The organism is Pseudoxanthomonas spadix, from assembly GCF_003703395.1.
GTDB classification, from domain to species: domain Bacteria; phylum Pseudomonadota; class Gammaproteobacteria; order Xanthomonadales; family Xanthomonadaceae; genus Pseudoxanthomonas_A; species Pseudoxanthomonas_A spadix.
Genome location: NZ_RDQN01000004.1, coordinates 432,337 through 450,344, shown reverse-complemented (window position 1 = coordinate 450,344; position 18,008 = coordinate 432,337). Strand labels below are relative to the sequence as shown.

Below are 18,008 nucleotides of genomic sequence, written 5' to 3'. Positions count from 1 at the left end.
ACTGATCGCCGCCATCGACGAGTACCTCGCGCATCACAACACCAAACCCAAGCCGTTCATCTGGACCAGAAGCGCCCGCGACATCCTGCAGAAGGTGATCCGCGCCAATCAGCGCTTAAGTTCCAAACAGAATGGAACACTACACTAGCTTCCAGGTCGGCAGTGGCTGCACGGGTCAGCCCGGGGAAGAGGCCGGATCCATGCCTGCTAAAATCGCCGGCCTGCCGCGCCCGTCAGCGGCCATTGCCGAAAAACGCCTGCCATGCGCCAGCCGCGACAGCCAGCGTCCCGTGCGACACCGAAAGCGTCCGACATGGCGCTGAACTCGACCGAACGCTTCACCACCCGGGTGGCCGACTACGTGCGCTATCGGCCCGATTATCCGGCTGCGCTGGTGGAGTGGCTGCATCGCGAGCTACGGGTGCCGGCCGGCGCACAGGTGGCCGATATCGGTGCCGGCACCGGCATCTCCTCCAGGCTGTTCCTGGATGGCGGCCACCCGGTGAGCGCGGTGGAACCCAACGCGGCCATGCGCGCGGCCGCGGTCCGGTGGCTGGGCGGCGATGCGCGCTTTGCTGCGGTAGCCGGCAGCGCCGAGGCCACCACCCTGGCCGATGCCAGCGTGGACCTGATCGCCGCCGCGCAGGCCTTCCACTGGTTCGACCAGCAGGCGGTCAAGGACGAGTGGCGTCGCATCCTGCGGCCACACGGGCTGGTGGTGGTGTTCTGGAACTCGCGCCGGCTGTCCGGCACGCCGTTCCTGGAAGGCTACGAACAGCTGCTGCTGGACTACGGTCTGGACTACTCCAGCGTGTCCGAGCGCTACAACGACGATGCCTCGATGGCTGCCTGGTTCGAGGGCGGGCTGCGCGGCACGGTCCGCTTCGACCACGGCCAACTGCTGGATTTCGATGCGCTGCGCGGGCGCCTGCTGTCCTCCTCCTACGCCCCGCAGGCTGGCCACCGGCGGCACGCGCCGATGCTGGAGGCGCTGCGCGCCCTGTTCGATGCCAGCGCGGTCGATGGCCGGGTGAGCTTCGACTACGACACCCGGGTCTTTGCCGGTACCCTTGGCGATCGCAACCCCTCAGGAACCCGCCCATGAACACCGTCGCACGTCCCACCAGCAGCCTGGCCGTGGTCTCGCTGGTGTTCGGCATCCTGGGCTGGACCGTGCTGCCGGCCGTCGGCGCCGTGGTCGCGGTGATCACCGGGCACATGGCCCGGGCCGAGATCCGCCGCAGCGCCGGCCAGCTGGAAGGCGACGGCATGGCGGTGGCCGGGCTGGTCCTGGGCTGGCTGGCGATCGGCCTGGCGATCGCCGCGGTGCTGGCCTTCATCCTGTTCTTCGGCGGCATCGCGGCCCTCGCTGCGCTGGATCACTAAAAATCCATGTACGGCCTGGCCCGCCCGTTGCTGTTCGCCCTGGACGCCGAGCGCGCCCACGGCGTCGGCCTGCGGGCACTGGAAGCGGCGTATCGCAGCGGGACCTTGCGCCTGCTCGCGCCCCGGCCCAGGCCGCTGCCGACCAGGGCGTTCGGGCTTGAGTTCCCCAACCCGGTCGGCCTGGCTGCCGGACTGGACAAGAACGGCGCGCACATCGACGCGCTGCTGGCGCTGGGCTTCGGCTTCGTCGAAATCGGCACCGTCACCCCGCGCCCGCAGCCGGGCAATCCGCCGCCGCGCATGTTCCGCCTGCCGCAGCACAAGGCGGTGATCAACCGGCTGGGCTTCAACAACCAGGGCGTGGATGCGCTGGTCCGCAACGTGCAGCGTGCGCGCCGCAAGGGCGGCCTGCTGGGCATCAATATCGGCAAGAACAAGGACACCCCCAACGCCTCGGCGGCCGCCGACTACCTGTTCTGCCTGGAGCGGGTGTATCCGCTGGCCGACTACATCACCGTCAACATCTCATCGCCCAACACCGCCGGCCTGCGCGAGCTGCAGGAGGAACAGGCCCTGCGCCAGTTGGTCGGCACCCTGCGCCAGGCCCAGGAAAAACTCGGCGCCCAGCACGGCAAGCGCGTGCCGATGCTGGTCAAGGTGGCACCGGACCTGTCCGACGAGGACATCGACGCGGTCTGCCGGGTGCTGGGCGACCTGTCGGTGGATGGCGTGATCGCCACCAACACCACGGTGGATCGCAGCGTGGTCCACGCCCATCGTCACGCCGGCCAGGCCGGCGGGCTGTCCGGCGCGCCACTGATGGCCCAGTCGACCCTGGTCCTGCGGCGCATGCGCGCGCGCCTGCCCGATTCGATCCCGCTGATCGGCGTGGGCGGAATCACCTGCGGCGCCGACGCGCTGGCCAAGGTGTCGGCCGGCGCCACCCTGATCCAGCTCTACACCGGGCTGATCTACCAGGGACCGTCGCTGGTGTACGACTGCGTGGAAGCCATCCGCCGCCGCCGCGAGCAGCCCAGCCGCGGCGCCGTGGCGCCGGTATGAGGGCAGGCTGGCGCCTGACGGAACACGCCCCGCTCCGCTCGCGCAACACCCTGGGCGTCGACGCGCAGGCGCGGTTCCTGCTGGAACTGCAGGATCTGGCCGCGCTGCCTGCCGCCCTGGCGCTGGAGCCGCTGCGGCAGCGCCACTGGCTGCCGATCGGCGCCGGCAGCAACCTGCTGCTGGCCGGCGACGTGGACGCGGTGGCGCTGTCCTTCGACGCGCGTGCGATCACCGTGGTGGGCGAGGACGCCGACGTGGTGCTGGTCCGGGCCGAGGCCGGCGTGGCCTGGCACGCGCTGGTGCTGTGGACGCTGGACCACGGCCTGTGCGGCCTGGAAAACCTGGCCCTGATCCCCGGCACCGCCGGTGCCTGCCCGATCCAGAACATCGGCGCCTACGGCGTGGAGGCCGGCGAGCACATCACCAGCGTCGAAGCCTGGGACACCCAGACCAACGCCTGGTGCCGGCTTTCGCGCGCCCAATGCGGCTTCGGCTATCGCGACAGCGTGTTCAAGCGCCAGCCCGGGCGCTGGCTCATCACTGCGGTCACCTTCGCCCTGTCGCGCACCCCGGCCCTGCGCATCGAGTACGCCGGCCTGCGCCACGAGCTGGAGGACATGGGCATCGAGCACCCCGGCCCGCGCGAAGTGGCCGAGGCGGTGATCCGCGTGCGCCGCCGCAAGCTGCCCGACCCGGCGGTGCTGGGCAACGCCGGCAGCTTCTTCAAGAACCCGATCGTGGCGGCCGAAGTGGCCGATCGGCTGCAATCCCGATTGCCGGGCCTGCCGGTGTTCAGCGGTGACGCCGCCGACACCCGCAAGCTCTCGGCCGCCTGGCTGATCGAGCAGGCCGGCTGGAAGGGCCACCGCGCCGGCGATGCCGGCGTCTCGCCGGATCACGCGCTGGTCCTGGTCAACCACGGCCAGGCCAGCGGTGCGCAGCTGCTGGCGCTGGCGCGGCAGATCGCCGCCTCGGTGCAGCAGCGCTTCGGGGTGGCGATCGAACCGGAACCGCGCATCGTCGGGGCCAGCTGGTGAGCGCCGCACCCGTCGCGCCGCTGCGGGCGGCCCTGCTGATGCTGGCCAGCACCCTGTCCTTCGGCCTGATGGCCATCGCCATCCGCCTGGCCTCGCAATCGCTGGAAACCACCGAGGTCGCCTTCTTCCGCAACGCCTTCGGCCTGCTGGCGCTGCTGCCGGTGATCCTGCGCCCGGGCCGGCCGCTGCCACGCACCCGCCACCTGCCGCGCTACCTGGTGCGCACCGTGATCGGGCTGGCCTCGATGCTGTGCGGCTTCTGGGCGATCGGCCACCTGCCGCTGTCGCAGGCGATCTCGCTGTCGTATTCCACGCCGTTGTTCGTGACCATCGCGGCGGTGTTCTGGCTGGGCGAAAAGGTCCACATGCGCCGCTGGCTGGCGGTGGCCGCCGGCTTCCTCGGCGTGCTGGTGATCCTGCGCCCGGGCTCGTCGCAGTTCTCGCCCGGGCTGCTGGTGGCCGTGGCCGCGGCGCTGATCAGCGCACTGGTGGCGATCCAGATCAAGCAGCTCTCGCGCCTGGACCCGCCGGACACGGTGGTGTTCTACACCTACCTGTTCTGGGTGCCGATGTCGCTGCTGCCGGCGTTGTTCCAGTGGCAGTGGCCGCAGGGCATCGCCTGGCTGTGGCTGGTGTGCACCGGCGTGTCCGGCACCGCCGGGCAGCTGCTGTGGACGCGCGCCCTGCGCCTGGGCGAAGTCTCGGCCCTGCAGCCGATCAGCTTCATGCAGCTGCCGGTGGTGATCGTGCTGGGCTGGTGGTTGTTCGACCAACGCCTGGACGCCTGGACCGCGCTCGGCGCCGGCATCATCCTGGCCTCCACCGCCTACATCGCCCACCGCGAAGCCATGCTGGCCCGGCGTGCGGCAACCACCGCACCGGTGGAAGGGGCAAAGCCCGGGGAATGAAACCGTACGAGTGAAACCGTAGGGCGGGTCTCGACCCGCCATTGCAGTGCCCGTCGAACCCAGCGTGGCGGGTCAAGACCCGCCCTATGTACGACCCGGAACGCAGAACCCCTGCCTATCGCTGGGCAGGGGTTCTGTTCCATCGGACTAAACGACCGATGCCGTCAGCAGCGTGCTCTGGGGCCGTTCGTGCACCATCAGGCTTGTCGCCTCGGCCTCGGCCCCGCGAAACACGGCCATCGCCGAGATCAGGTGGTCCAGCTCCGGCGAATGCACCCGGCGTTGCGGCGCCGGCTCCGTCAGGCCGACTCCACCGCGGCGGACCGAGTTGAAGCGATCTTCCGCCTCAAAGCGATCCAGCGACACGCGCCAGTTCCAACGATCCCAGCGGTCGATCTCGTTCCAGACATCGGCGTGACCGCCCAGGACCTTTGCCGGCAGTCCACCGCCTCTCCGCGGCCGGGGCGTTGCGAGCTTCGCCTCGTCGCCGGCCAACGCCTCGAACACCTGCGCCTGCGTCAGCAGAGCGACCCGCGGCGAGACTTTGATCTGCTGCGCACCCGCTGCGGTGTCGGCCACCGCCTGCGCCGAGGTCTCGGTCGTACCCAGCCGCTGCACCGACACGCTCGACGTCTGCGCGAACGAGCCGCCACCCTGGCCCGTCAGGTTCCCCGGCAACGGCGTCAGCTGACCGGCGATCTGCGCCGCCGAGAGGGCATACCCGCTCGCGGGCTGGGCATAGGCAATGGCCGCTTCGCCGCCCAGGAAGTGATCGAGTACGCGGAAGCCCTGCGACAGGTCGCCGTCGACCAGCACCACCAGGTCGTCGCCGTCCTGGTGATAGCTCAGGCGGTTGCTCTCGATGTCGGCGAAGTACAGCCAGTCGGTTCCGCCGCCGGTGTTGTCCACCGTGTCGCTGCCCGAACCGGACGCGTAGTAGTACGTGTCGTCACCGGTCCCGCCGATCAGCATGTCATCCCCATCCTCGCCGACCAGGGTGTCGGCGCCGGCACCACCGATCAGGATGTCGCTGCCCGAACCGCTGAACGAGCCATTGCCGCCGGACAGATAGTCGACACCGTCGCCGCCGACCAGCTTGTCGTCGCCACCGAACCCGAACAGGTCGTCGTCACCGGCCAGGCCATGAATCAGGTCGCGCCCTGAGGTGCCCAGCAACTGTTCGCCGGCCGACGTGCCTTCGACCACGTTCGGGTAGTCGCTGTCGTCGCCTTCGTTGCCGCCATCGCCCGAATCGCCGCCACCGCCGTTGGGATCGGCCAGCGCGTTGATCGCCGCCGTATCCAGCAGGCTCCCGCTTGAAGGCTGGACGAAGTCCAGCGCCGAGTCGCCGCCCAGGAAATGTCCGGTCACCCGGACCAAGCCCGTGGCATTGCCGGCCACGGTGATGACCAGGTCATCGCCATCGCGTGCGAAGGCCAGGTCCCCGGCCGTGATCCCGTCGTTGAAGAACACGCCGTCGTAGCCGCCGCCGGCATTGTCGATCGTGTCCTGGCCCCCGCCATAGGTATAGCCGTCGTCGCCGGCACCACCGATCAGCGTGTTGGCACCGTCCTCGCCCGACAGGGTATCGGCCCCGGCACCGCCCTCCAGGCGATCATCGCCCGAACCGCTGCCATTGCCACTGCCACCGGCCAGGTAATCGTCGCCATCGCCGCCCTGCAGGGTGTCGTTGCCGCCCATGCCAAACACCTGGTCGTCGCCGGCCAGGCCCTTGATCAGGTCCTTGCCACTGCTGCCCGCGAGTTGTTCGCCGGACGCCGTGCCCTCGATGACCTGGTCGTACGCGCCGCCGGTGCCGCCCCCCACCACGATCTGGTTGATCTCGGCGGTGGTGAGGTAATAGCCGCCATCCGGCTGCACGTAGTCGATCGCCGCATCGCCACCGAGGAAATGGCTGAGCACGCGCACCGAGGGGATCGAAGCGACATCGACAAAGATCAGCAGGTCGTCGCCGTCGCGGCTGAAGGACAGTCGCTCACGGGTAATGCCATTGGTGAAGAAGATGCCGTCGAACCCGCCATCGACGTTGTCGACAACATCGCTGCCCGAGCTGGCGTCGAAGGCGTATTTGTCGTCCCCGGCTCCACCGACCAGGGTATCGTCACCACCGCCACCGACGATCGTGTCGTTGCCGCCACCGCTGTGGATCGTGTTGGCGGCCCCATTGCCGGCGATGTAGTTGTCCAGGTCGTTGCCGGCACCATTGATCGCAGCGCTGCCGGTCAGGAACAGGTTCTCGATGTTCGCCGACAGCGCGTACGACGCCGAGGTCTGGACCTGGTCCGTTCCCTCGCCCACAGCTTCGGCCACGACGTCGTCGCTGTGGTCGACGATGTAGTTGTCGTTGCCCACACCGCCTTCCATGTAGTCGATGCCAGCGCCCCCGTCGAGATAATCGTCGCCGGTACCGCCATACAGCGCATCGGTCCCGTTTCCACCGAACAGCGCATCGTCTCCATCCAGCCCATGCAGCACATCGTCTCCGTCCAGGCCAGCGAGGGTGTTGTCGTCGGCGTTGCCGGTGATCGTGTTGTCCAGGCCGTTGCCGTTGCCAGTGGTGATCCCCGCGTCCAGGATCAGGTTCTCGACATTGTTCTCCAGGACCAGGTTGGTCTCGAACACGCGCTCGACGGTGTCGGTGCCCTCGTCGGCGTACTCGTACACGCGGTCGGAGGCCGACACTGCCACGTAGTGGTCGTCACCGGCGCCACCGTACAGCGTATCGGCGCCGGCGCCGCCCTCGATGCGGTCATTGCCGGCATTGCCGCGGATCATGTTGTCGCCGGTGTTGCCGGTGGCATCCAGGTTGGCCGTACCCAGCAGGGTCAGGTTCTCCAGCGTCGCGCCCAGCATGTAGCTGATGCTCGACTCCACCGTATCGGTGCCTTCGCCGGCATTCTCGACCACGACGTCGCCCACGTTGTCGACTACGTAGGTGTCGTTGCCCAGGCCGCCGACCAAAGTATCAGCCCCGGCACCGCCGTCCAGGCGATTGTCGTTGCTGTTGCCTGTCAGCACGTTGTCCAGCGCGTTGCCGGTGCCTTCCACTGCGTCGCCCTGCAGCTCCAGCCGCTCCACATGCCCGCCCAGCGTGTAGCTGTGGCTGCTGCTCTGCACCGTGTCCTCGCCTTCGCCGGCCAGTTCCACGATTTGCTGCGAATCGTCAGTAACCACGTAAGTATCGTCGCCCGTGCCGCCGTACAGGCGGTCACCGTAGCCGACACCGGTCAGCATGTCGCTGCCGTCGCCACCATGCAGGTCGTCGCGATACGCCGTGCCGATCACGGCATCGTCGCCCGGGGTGCCATGCACGACATTCCGCACATTCAACGTCAGTGAGGCGGTGGCCGTCTGGCCCCAGCTGTCGCTCGCAACGATCTGCAGGTACAGGTTCGCACCGCCGTTGGGTGGCGTGCCGGTCAACTCGCCGGTCGCGGGGTCAATACTCAACCACTCAGGCGCACCGCTACCAAGGCTCAGTGTAAGCGCGTCGCCTGCCTCATCGGTGAACATGCCACTGGGCAGGACAGCGGAAAAAACCTGCTCCCCAATAAGCTCATAGGCCACAGAATAAATCTGCGTCTCGGGTGGGTTGTTGGTATAGGGCAACTGGTCAAGATTCCCTTTGCGGATGGTGCCGTCAGCGAAGACGAACTCATCGATCGCCCTAATCAGGATGTACTGGCCTGACGCGTCTTCCCGCCAATAGTTCTCGACAATGAGGCGATCGCTCGGGTCGCTACCAACCTGGATGATCAGGCTAGTACCCTCCTGTGACCAGGTCACGTCATCCGGACCGATCCCAGCACCGAAGACGACCTGGTCGGTATCACGATCGCCATTGACGGAGCGGATATGGTCGGTGCCATCTCCGATCTCGTAGAAGAACCGGTCGCTACCGCCAAATGTACTGCCATACGTCGCCGCCCCACTTGTGCCGACCAAAAGGTCGCTGCCTTTTCCCCCATAGATGTTGGCGCCGTAGACAGATGCATAGATCGTGTCCTCGCCGTCCTCGCCGTAGAGCAAATCCACGCTACTGATATTGCTTTGCACGGAGTCGCCAGGGCCTTTGTAGTAGCCCCGGATGATGTCGTTACCCTCGCCGCCATGGATCTCGTTGGCGCACATATTGCCCACAAGGACATTGTCGCCAGCATCACCCTGCAGGTTGCCGCGCAGCAGCACCGACCCGTACGGGTCCGTGGTGCCGATATCGTGGAGAGTCAGGTTCTCGACATTCGCATAATCAGAGATCGACACCCCCATGCCTGCGCTTGTGAGTTCGTCCCAACCGGCAATCACTACCGTGTCGTTGCCGCCCCCCGCCGACTCGATCACCACATCCTTCCGGGTGACCAGGTAGGTATCGTTCCCACCCAGGCCCGACAACTGGTTGATGCCGGTGACGAGGTGGCCTTCAAGCAGGTTGTCGTCGCTGTTGCCGGTCGCCGCCACGGCCGTCCCGGTGAGCCGGATGTTCTCCAGGTCCAAGCGAGTCTCGATCGAATAGTCCACGGTCGTCTCGACGGTGTCGGTCGAGTCATAGTCCGTCTGCTGCTCGACGATGACGTCGTCGTAGCTGTCAATGACATAGGTATCCTTGCCCGAACTGCCCATCAAGGTGTCCTTGCCACCCTTGCCGTCGAGCCGGAAACTCAGGTCCTGCATATGCGAGGCGCCGGCCGTCCTGATGATCTGGATCACGTTGTCGAGCGCGTTGCCGCCTAGATAGCTGGGCGAGTCCGGCCACCAGTAGTTCGCCGGCGTGTGGACCAGATTCTCGACATTCGCGCCGAGGGTGACATTGTAGAAATTGCTGTACAGCGTGTCGGTGCCGCCACCGGCCTCTTCCTCGATCTCGCTGCCATCGGTGGTGGGCTTGAAGACCGACCAACTGTAGTTGTGGTTGAGGTAGTAGGCGTCATTGCCGCTGCCGCCGATGTAGCGGTCGACGTAATTGCCGTCATAGGCCATGTAGAGGCGGTCATCCCCCCCGCCGCCACGGACGACATCGCCGCCGTCCCCACCATACAGTGTGTCGTTCCCCGCGCCGCCGTCCAGCACGTCATCGCCGGCCCCGCCATCGATGACGTCGTTTCCATCCATGCCGGACAGGGTGTCGTTGCCTCCCAGGCCGGCGAGGACGTCGGGCGCATAGGTCCCAACATAGGTGTCGTCGCCCGAGGTTCCCGTCCATGACCGCTGCTGGAAGTCCACCGCCGAGATCTCGGTGCCTTCCGTGAAACGGACACGATGGTTGCTGTTGGCCAGGAACCCCTCCAGCACGATCATGTTGTCCGCGGTCGCGCCCGGGCTGCCAATGCTTCCGGATACGAAGATCATCAGATCGTTGCCGCTGATCTGGTAGTTCATCACCATGTTCTGGCTGATGCCGACCAGATTGATGATGTCGCGGCCGGCATTGGCGGCATCGAGACTCCCGATCACGTCATAGCCCGATCCCCAGGCGATGTTGTAGGTGTCGTTGCCCGCGCCACCGTCGATCTGGTCCACGCCGTTACCGCCACCGTTGTAGACGAAGTTGATGACGTCGTTGCCGGCACCGCCCAGCACGTAGTCATCGCCCTGCCCGTCGGTCAGCGTGTCATTGCCCTCGCCGCCATCGATGAGGTCGTTGCCACCCAGGCCATCGATGGTGTCGTCACCGCCCAGGCCGTACAGGCGATCGTCGCCCTCCGTTCCCTGCAGAGTCTCGCCGCTGCTGCTGCCGCCGCTGATTGCGCCATAGTAAAGGCCCGAGTCGATCCCCGCCCTGCTGATCCACGATCCGTCCCCCAGTTGTATCCAAGCCGCGGTGTCGGCAGCGAAGTAGCCCGCTACCCGCAGGGAGCTGGCGTCGGCCAACGCCAGGACCAGATCGTCCTGATCCCGGCTGAAGGTGACCTCTTCGGCGGCGATGCCCTGCTGCAGGTAGATCTGGTCCTGGCTGCCGGCGGTCAACTGCACCACGTCCTGGCCGAACTGCCGGTCGAAATAGTAGTGGTTCACGCCAGCGCCACCGACCAGCAGGTCGTTGCCATCGCCGCCGATCAGGTGGTCGTCGCCATCTTCGCCGTAGAGTGCGTCGGCGCCGGCATTGCCTTGCAGGTTGTCGTTGCCGGCGCCGCCGTAGACCTCATCGTTGCCCTCGGCGGCGGTAACGATGTCGTTGCCGTCCTCGGCGTTGATGACATCGTTGCCGAGCCCGCCATAGATACCGTCATTGCCCAAGCCCGCGTACACCACGTCGTCGCCATCGTCGGCATCGATGGTGTCGTCGCCGACGCCGCCGAAGATCCTGTCGTTGCCGGCTTCGCCGTCGAGGATGTCGTTGCCGTCGTCGCCGTGGAGGACGTCGTTGCCATCGCCGCCGGCAAGTGTGTCCAGGCCGTTTCCACCGCTGAGGCGATCATCGCCGGAACCACCGTACAGCTTGTCGTCGTCTTCGCCACCGCTGAGGGAGTCGGTTCCCGCTTCGCCGTAGAGGATATCCTTGCCGACGCCACCGTCGAGGCCGTCATTGCCATCCCCGCCCTGCAGTTCATCGTCGCCGCTGCCGCCCACCAACTGATCGTTGCCACCATTGCCGATAAGCAGGTCGTTTCCTGCGCCGCCGTCAAGGTAGTCATTGCCGTGGTAAGCAGCGGCGAGCGTTTCGTTGGAGGCCTTGTCGCCGACGAGCTGGTCATCGCCGTCGTCGCCGAAGAGCGTGTCGTCCCGGCCGCCGCCGTCGATGATGTCGTTGTCCGCGCCGCCGTGGATCAGATCGCGCCCGTGTAGCGAGCCATCGATGTCCACCGAGTCCCCGGTGAGCGTGTCCGCCCCTGCCCCGCCTTCGATGAGGTCGTCGCCGCCATCGCCGCTCACGAAGTCGCTGCCCGCGCCAGCGTTGATGTTGTCGTTGCCGTGGCGCGTTCCCGCCTGGCTGTTGTCGCCCTGGATGTTGTCGTCGCCGGCTCCGCCGATGATCACGTCGTCGCCGTCATCGCCTGTGAGCTGGTCGTTGTCGGCGCCGCCGTCGATGTAGTCCGCATCGGCGTCGTTCCCGTCAACCGGGCTGGACAGGCCACGGCCCCAGATGCGGTCGTTGCCATCCCCACCCGCCAGAACGTCGTTGCCGCCATTGCCACTGATGCTGTCGTTGCCGCCTCCGCCGTCGATCACGTCGTGGCCATTGCGATTGGCCTGTTCCGACGAACGCCAACCCACTGCGTTCTCAGCGCCCGTCGCGTCGGGATAATCGCCTCTGATGATGTCGTCGTCGGCCTCGCCGAAGATGATGTCGTTGTCCGCGCCACCCAATAGGTGATCCTGACCACTGCCGCCGCGAACGTTGTCGTCGCCATCGCCCGCCACCACGGTATCGTTGCCGCCGCCGGCATCGATCGAATCGCCGCCGCTGGGCGTGCCGTTCGGATCCAGGTTGGCCCAGCCCTGGGCGAAGATCACGTCGGAGATGTACCAGCCCGCGCCGTGGTCATGTACCGCTGCGCCTAGCTCAGCCAATCGCTCGTTGAATTCATCCTGCTCACTCTTGCCGGTATCCGGGTCCGGCGTGGTGCCCAGTTCACGGAAATCCGCCTGCTCATAGCCGTCGTAGATGTAATCGTTCCCTTCGCCACCGATCAGCACGTCGTCGCCGGTGCCGCCGAGAATCAGGTCGTTGCCAGCGCCGCCGTCGAGGCGGTCCTCGCCCGCCCCGCCTTCCAAGCCGTCGTTGCCGGCCAGCGCGCTCACGCTGTCGTCGCCGCTGTTGTTGCCGTTGGAACCAAACAGGTCGTCCTCTGCGGTCATCGTCGTGCCGCTGACCGTCGGGACCTGCCCTGTCAATGTCACACCAAGCTCGCCCGGCCCCCAATCCTGGACACGGATGCTGTCGTGGGTAGCGATGACGTCGATGACCAGCGTGCCACGGCCGCTACCGTTGTCCAGGAAAGTCAGCTTCAGCTTGCCACTTGCGTCATGCCATGCGACTTCGGACAAGCGCGCACCGCCTGCGACCTCGCTGCCATCAAAGACGATTCGTCCCACGCCGTCCTGATCGTGGACAGTCTCGATGGTGATGGCGCTCGTATCATCGCTTTCGAAGAGGTACAGGTCGTCGCCACCGCCGCCGTAGAGAATGTCGTTGCCGGCGCCGCCGATCAACGTGTCGGCCCCAGCGTCGCCATACAGCAGGTCGTCGCCGGAGCCGCCTCGCAGCGTGTCGCCGACGCCACCGCCGATCACCAGATCATCCTGGCCGTCATTGCCACCGTTATAGTCCAGACCGGTCGCGTCTCCACTCTGGAGCACCACTCTGTCCATGCCGGTCAATCCACGCGCGGACTCCCCGTCGCCACTCAGGATGTCCCAGATTCCATTGGAAAGATGCCGCTGGCCGGCATGATCAGTGTCACTGGAGATGCGGGAAAGGTCGAGGCGTATGCCTCCACTGATTGATTCGATGAATGCACTGGCGGAGGAGTCGCCAAACCTGTAGTACTCCGCCAGGACAAGGATTCCGGCATTCAACACGCTCCTGGCTACGGCTCCGCTCGCCCCAATCCCCTGCAAATCCGCGCCGATCGCGTCCAGCTTGCCACTCTGCTGTCCGCTATCGATCGCAAGAAGGTGCTGATTGAACATCAGCGTCATAAAATCCGGCTCATCGAGGTCGGGATTTCGTGCATAGATACTTTCGTTGAAAAATATCTCGATGGCTCTGCGTTGCTGCTCCAGCCCTAGCCTGAACTGCTCAGACATCATCGTCGAATGCAAGAGAACCATCGAGTGAAGGACAACACGTGCATTGAATGTCGCTTCCGGGTCCGGATCGTCGAAAATCGAGGGTGAGCCGACAGAGATGGCCGGCATGGGATTTCCGTCGATGACCGTTCCCGGAAACCTCAAGGCATCCAGCACTTCGCCATCGAGGTGATAACTGGTGACATTCGCCTCCCGTCCGGAAAAGTAGAAGTCGGGACCCGCGGCATAGGTCTCGAATTCGGGAATCACCACGCCGGCTTGCGCCAATGCCTGCTGAAGCAGTTCGATGGTATTCTCGTTGCTGGCAGAAAGTTCGAAAGGAGCAGGATCGAATATCGTTGCCGGTCGGTTGAAGAACACTGCCATCAACGAGGCCAGGCCACCGCCGAGCGAATGTCCCGTGAAGCTCACGGTGGCGCCGGGATTCTCGCTGATGATCCTGGCAGCGAAGATCATCGCCTGCAATATCTGCTCTGAGCCGAGGCCCAGCCCAGCCGGAATATTCGCTGCCACGAAGTCCTTTACCCTGTCCTCATTAGTTCCGGTAAAAGAAATAACGAGTTCATTTCCTCGCAGATAGGCGCCCGCGGAAAATCCCGTATCGGGATCGTCGGTTAGCCATTCGAGTTCTTGCCATCCGCTTACGAGCGGAGTCCTGTTTAAGAGAGAACGGGTGTAGACGCGATTTGCCAGCAGAGCATAGTCGAGTTCACTTGTCATTTTTCGTTCCTTGAAGAGACAGGGAGTAGATCAGCAGTTTGATTTCCAGAGCGGTATTATTCGTATAAAAGGATCCATGGATCTCCGCTTCCGTTCCAACTTCTCTTGCAACGTCACCAAGTGGTCTTCACCGGTGTGACGCGGACCGGTAAGCAGATTGCTTTCCTGCCCGAAATATCCAGCTTCCAGTGGTACCAATACCCACGTGGAACCTTTCTGAGTCCGGTATTCCAGATAGGGTGCGGGCGGCCTCCCCAACGCATACCAGTCCGGGCAGGACGAGACAGTGGCTATCAGCGTCCATCGGTCCTGCTGGGCGTCGTAGTCCAGCAGGAGAGGCACATGAGCCCCCCGCCATGCCGGAGGCGGTACTCGGTTTGGCGCTGCCGCGGGGACACTCAGTGTCATTCCGCTGGATTTCCATCCTCCTGGCCCGCCTATCTCGCCATCCTTCTGACCTATCGCGGTTCGATCAACCACCACCAGATCGCCGCCCGGCAACCGAACCTCCTCCGACCACGCAAGCCGCACGTCCCCAGCATGTGAACCCATGTCACTCAAGCCGCAGCCCGCTATCGACACGACAAATAAATTAATTAAGGACACCAGGAGTACGTAATTAAGTTTTCTTGCCATATCCGGCCCTTTGATGTGGTTATCACTTGCAAGTGGGGTGACGCACTAGCAATTGGTCTTCCAAGATGTCGAGATGGCCTTGAATCTATCGGAAGCTTTGCGTCTGGCCACTTCCTTTTCCACTTCCCGGACCAGAGCAGGTTCACCGGTGGGGCGAATGTGGGTCAGCAGATTTGACCATCTCCCGACCCAACCCGGTTGCAGCGGCACGACCCGCCACGGCTCATCGTGGCGGGAGATGTACTGGACGTAGGGCGATTGCGGTCGCCCCATGTCGTACCAAGTGCTGCAGAACAGGTAGGTGGCCAAGACCGACCACGTCGACGTAGCGGGGTCATAGTCGAGAACGACGGGGATGAGGATGGAACGCCATGCCGGCGGAGCCTGGACGCCCAATCCAGCCTGCGAAATCCGGAGCGTCATTTCCTTCGGTTTCCAGCCGGTTGCCCGCATCGCGATATCGCGTGTGATGGTGCCCTGCGCGGTGCGATCCACCGCAATCAATTGTCCGCTGGACAAGCGCACCTCTTCCTTCCACTTCAAACTCATGCGGCTGCAACCCGCTGCCGTCACAAGGAGCGCACACAGGAGTGCCAGTTGGAAAAGCTTGGCAAAGCCGGAGGTGATACGTGCGATCTTCATGGTGTAAGCCCCATCATCAATAGAATCCGCCGCGGAAGCGCTCACCGCTCCCGCATCCCCTCGCCCAAATACGGCAAATACGGTGTCAGAGACACTTTCATGGGGCACGTCCTCCGCTTGTCTTTTCGGCCTATGCGCAGGACGAACGCCTGCGAAACGCTTCAGTTTGGCATCCACCTGTGCCCGGAAACGGTCGGTACCCAAAGCCCTTTGCTGTTGTAGACAGGCTCGCATTTCGGCCACGACCTCATCCGTCAACACCTCGGCAAACAGTGCGCGGTAGCCGGCCGCCCGATCTGCCGGGTCGTGGCCCAACGCCAGCATGACCGCATGCGGCGTAACCAGTGGATCCGGTTTGCCCAAGGCATTGGCGTGATAGCTCGACCACGGGTGCTCCGATGGGCTACCCACCATCCATGCCCGCACCGGATTGAGTTCGATATAACGGCAACAGGTCAGCACGTAGCTTTCCGAGTCCACCAGGCAGGACTTGTAGCGCCCCTCCCATAGCGTCCCGCTACGCCCATGCCGGCCATTGAACAGGCCCGCATAGTTCCGTGCGAACGTTTGCATCATGCGCGACACCGCACCCGCTGCCGACGGCGTCACCAGCAGATTGCGTAGTCAAGTTCGGTCGTCATTTCTCGTTCCTTGAAGAGACAGGGTATGGATCAGCAGTTTGTTTTCACGAACGGCATTATTTTCACAAAACGTTCCGAGGATCTCCGCTTTCGTTCCGACTTCTCTTGCAACGTCACCAAGCGGTCCTCATCTGTTTGACGCGGGCCGGTAAGTAGATTGCTTTTCTGCCCGAAATATTCCACGTCCAACGGCACCAATGCCCAAGGCGCGCCGTCCTGAGTCACGTACTGGAGATAGGGTGCGGACGGCCTCCCCAGTGCATACCACTGCGGACAGGTCAAGACAGTGGCCAACAACGTCCACCGGTCCTGCTGGGCGTCGTAGTCCAGCAGGACCGGTATGTATGTCCCGTGCCACGGCGGCGGCGCCCGCCGGCCCGGCATCACCGCCGGGATGCGCAGTGTCGTCTCACTGGACAACCACTCAACAGGTCCACCCCAGGCACCACCTGTTCGACCCATCACCACACTATTGGTCACCGCCTGTTCGCCTCCCGGCAACCGGACCTGCTCCGACCACGCAAGCCGCATGTCCCCGGCATGTGAACCCATGTCACTCAAGCCGCAGCCCACTAATGACACGACAAATAAATTAGTAAAAAAATCTCTTAAATAATTAATCTTCATCATCACCCCCATCCGCTTAACCTGACATCAAAATAACGGCTATTGATAAACTTCCATATCCCCATCTACTTTCTTCGCGCTTCGCGGCAAATGTACGGACCGTATATAGATGGCGCCACGAATGGATCAAGCTTTCCCAGCGCATTGACGCGATAGATGGAGCAGATGCCCTGATCTTCATTTCTGAACCCATAAAAGCGGAATTCGCCAAAGCTGCGTCAGATACTCACTCGTATCGATAATTGTCTCTGACACCGTTTTTCACCATCTCCGGAATATTGAGCTATAACTCCAAGCGATGTTTCTATTGACGCGTCATTATCTGCAATTGCCCCTAAACCACTATGTAGCATGCCCTGAACGAAAGACTCCTCGCTCGTTGTGTTCCCTTCACTTCCCGTCTCATATGTACCGGTATCTGGGTTAAATTTAATGACATTTGTTGACCCATCCGGATTTTGGAACGTGATATCTCCCGTGACTTCACTAACTGTGTAGTTCGGGTCCACGGGCTTTATCTGCAATGGCATATTATCATCCTCTTAAGGAAGGCAATTGATCACACCTGATTAGCACGCTATTTCAGCCGAGAAAACCGGGACATCGCGCAAGCGGCGCTCGGGCCATGGCTTGATCCTCGCCGCGGCCACCAGCAGTCGCGGCACCAGGGCCACCAGATCGAAGCGCCGGTTGAACCGCCATTGCGTCTCGGCCAGATAGCGATGGGCATACTTGGTGAACTTGAAGGCGTGGTAGGCCCCATCCAGTGATCGCTTCAGATTGGACAGCACGACGTTGACCCAGCGGGCGTCGTCCTGCTCGCAGCCAGCTCGCCCACCGCCTTCAATCACCGTGTGCGCGTGTTCGGCTTCCAGCGCCCGAAAAGCCCCCAGACCGTCGCTGTAGACATCCGAACGCGGGTGCAGGCGCCGGGCGATCCAGTCCGACAGCGCCGTCTTGGTGAATCCCGGGACCGGGTCGATGACCACATGCCGTGGCCGACCGTCCTGCGTGGTTTCCACGGCGATCACGAAAGGACGCTTGTTCTCCGATCCCCGGCCGGCCTTGCCGCCGTTGCGCTCCCCGCCCAGATAGGCATCATCCAACTGCACCACGCCCCCGAGCTTGCGCCCGGCTTCCCGTTCGTCCATGGCCTGCATCAGCTTGTGCTTCATCCGCCAGGCCGCCGGATAGCTCACGCCAAGATGCCGCATCAACTCCAAAGCAGACAGGTTGGTCTTGCTCTGGCCCAGCAGGTACATCGCCAGCAGCCAGGTCCTCAAGGGCAGCCGGCTGTGCTCGAACACCGTTCCCGAGCGCAGGCTGCTCTGGTGGCGGCACTGCGAACACTGCCAGTAGGCCTGCCGGTGACGGTAGAACTTGCTACATCCCTTGCCGGCGCAGCGGGGACAGACGAACCCATCCGGCCAGCGGGCCGCCTCCAACGCGCGCTCGCACTGACCTTCGCTGCCGTACTCGGCCAGGAAGGCCGGCAGCGACAGCCCTGGTTGGAACTGGACGCGATTCATTGCCATGATCTGACTCCTGCACAAGCGACTTGCCGTCAATGTGCAGGG

9 protein-coding genes are annotated in these 18,008 nt (G+C 64.1%); 5 read left to right on the top strand and 4 right to left on the bottom strand.

Going from position 1 to position 18,008, the window contains the following annotated elements; genetic code table 11:
• The first annotated feature begins 313 nt into the window (after positions 1–313).
• From D9R12_RS09420 to D9R12_RS09400, 5 genes are read left to right on the top strand one after another with little or no spacing between them, the layout of a single operon-like run.
• Positions 314–1,105: a class I SAM-dependent methyltransferase gene (locus D9R12_RS09420; protein ID WP_122229933.1), complete on the top strand. Its 792-nt coding sequence runs from the start codon at positions 314–316 to the stop codon at positions 1,103–1,105.
• Positions 1,102–1,386, top strand: a complete 285-nt coding sequence (locus tag D9R12_RS09415; protein WP_122229931.1) for a DUF4190 domain-containing protein — start codon at positions 1,102–1,104, stop codon at positions 1,384–1,386. Before D9R12_RS09420 ends, D9R12_RS09415 begins: the two co-directional genes overlap by 4 nt.
• Before the next feature lie 6 nt (positions 1,387–1,392).
• Positions 1,393–2,448, top strand: coding sequence for a quinone-dependent dihydroorotate dehydrogenase (locus D9R12_RS09410; protein ID WP_122229929.1), 1,056 nt, complete (start codon positions 1,393–1,395; stop codon positions 2,446–2,448).
• A complete protein-coding gene (gene murB, locus D9R12_RS09405) occupies positions 2,445–3,485 on the top strand; it encodes a UDP-N-acetylmuramate dehydrogenase (protein WP_122229926.1) in 1,041 nt (346 codons plus the stop codon). Before D9R12_RS09410 ends, murB begins: the two co-directional genes overlap by 4 nt.
• Positions 3,479–4,393 (top strand): DMT family transporter, encoded by a 915-nt coding sequence (locus D9R12_RS09400; protein WP_122229924.1) that lies wholly within the window; start codon positions 3,479–3,481, stop codon positions 4,391–4,393. Before murB ends, D9R12_RS09400 begins: the two co-directional genes overlap by 7 nt.
• A gap of 147 nt (positions 4,394–4,540) precedes the next feature.
• On the opposite strand, the gene D9R12_RS09395 is transcribed toward D9R12_RS09400, so the two are convergent.
• The 4 genes from D9R12_RS09395 to D9R12_RS09380 all read right to left on the bottom strand — a co-directional run bounded on the left by D9R12_RS09395 (position 4,541) and on the right by D9R12_RS09380 (position 17,966).
• A complete protein-coding gene (locus D9R12_RS09395) occupies positions 4,541–13,885 on the bottom strand; it encodes a Tle-like phospholipase domain-containing protein (RefSeq protein ID WP_122229922.1) in 9,345 nt (3,114 codons plus the stop codon).
• 681 nt (positions 13,886–14,566) lie between these two features.
• Complete coding sequence (locus tag D9R12_RS09390) at positions 14,567–15,739, bottom strand: hypothetical protein (RefSeq protein WP_170159208.1); 1,173 nt, start codon at positions 15,737–15,739, stop codon at positions 14,567–14,569.
• Between the two features lie 95 nt (positions 15,740–15,834).
• On the bottom strand, positions 15,835–16,431 hold the full coding sequence (locus D9R12_RS15585) for a hypothetical protein (protein WP_147475071.1): 597 nt from the start codon (positions 16,429–16,431) through the stop codon (positions 15,835–15,837).
• 569 nt (positions 16,432–17,000) lie between these two features.
• Positions 17,001–17,966, bottom strand: coding sequence for an IS1595 family transposase (locus D9R12_RS09380; protein WP_122229916.1), 966 nt, complete (start codon positions 17,964–17,966; stop codon positions 17,001–17,003).
• Positions 17,967–18,008 lie beyond the last annotated feature (42 nt).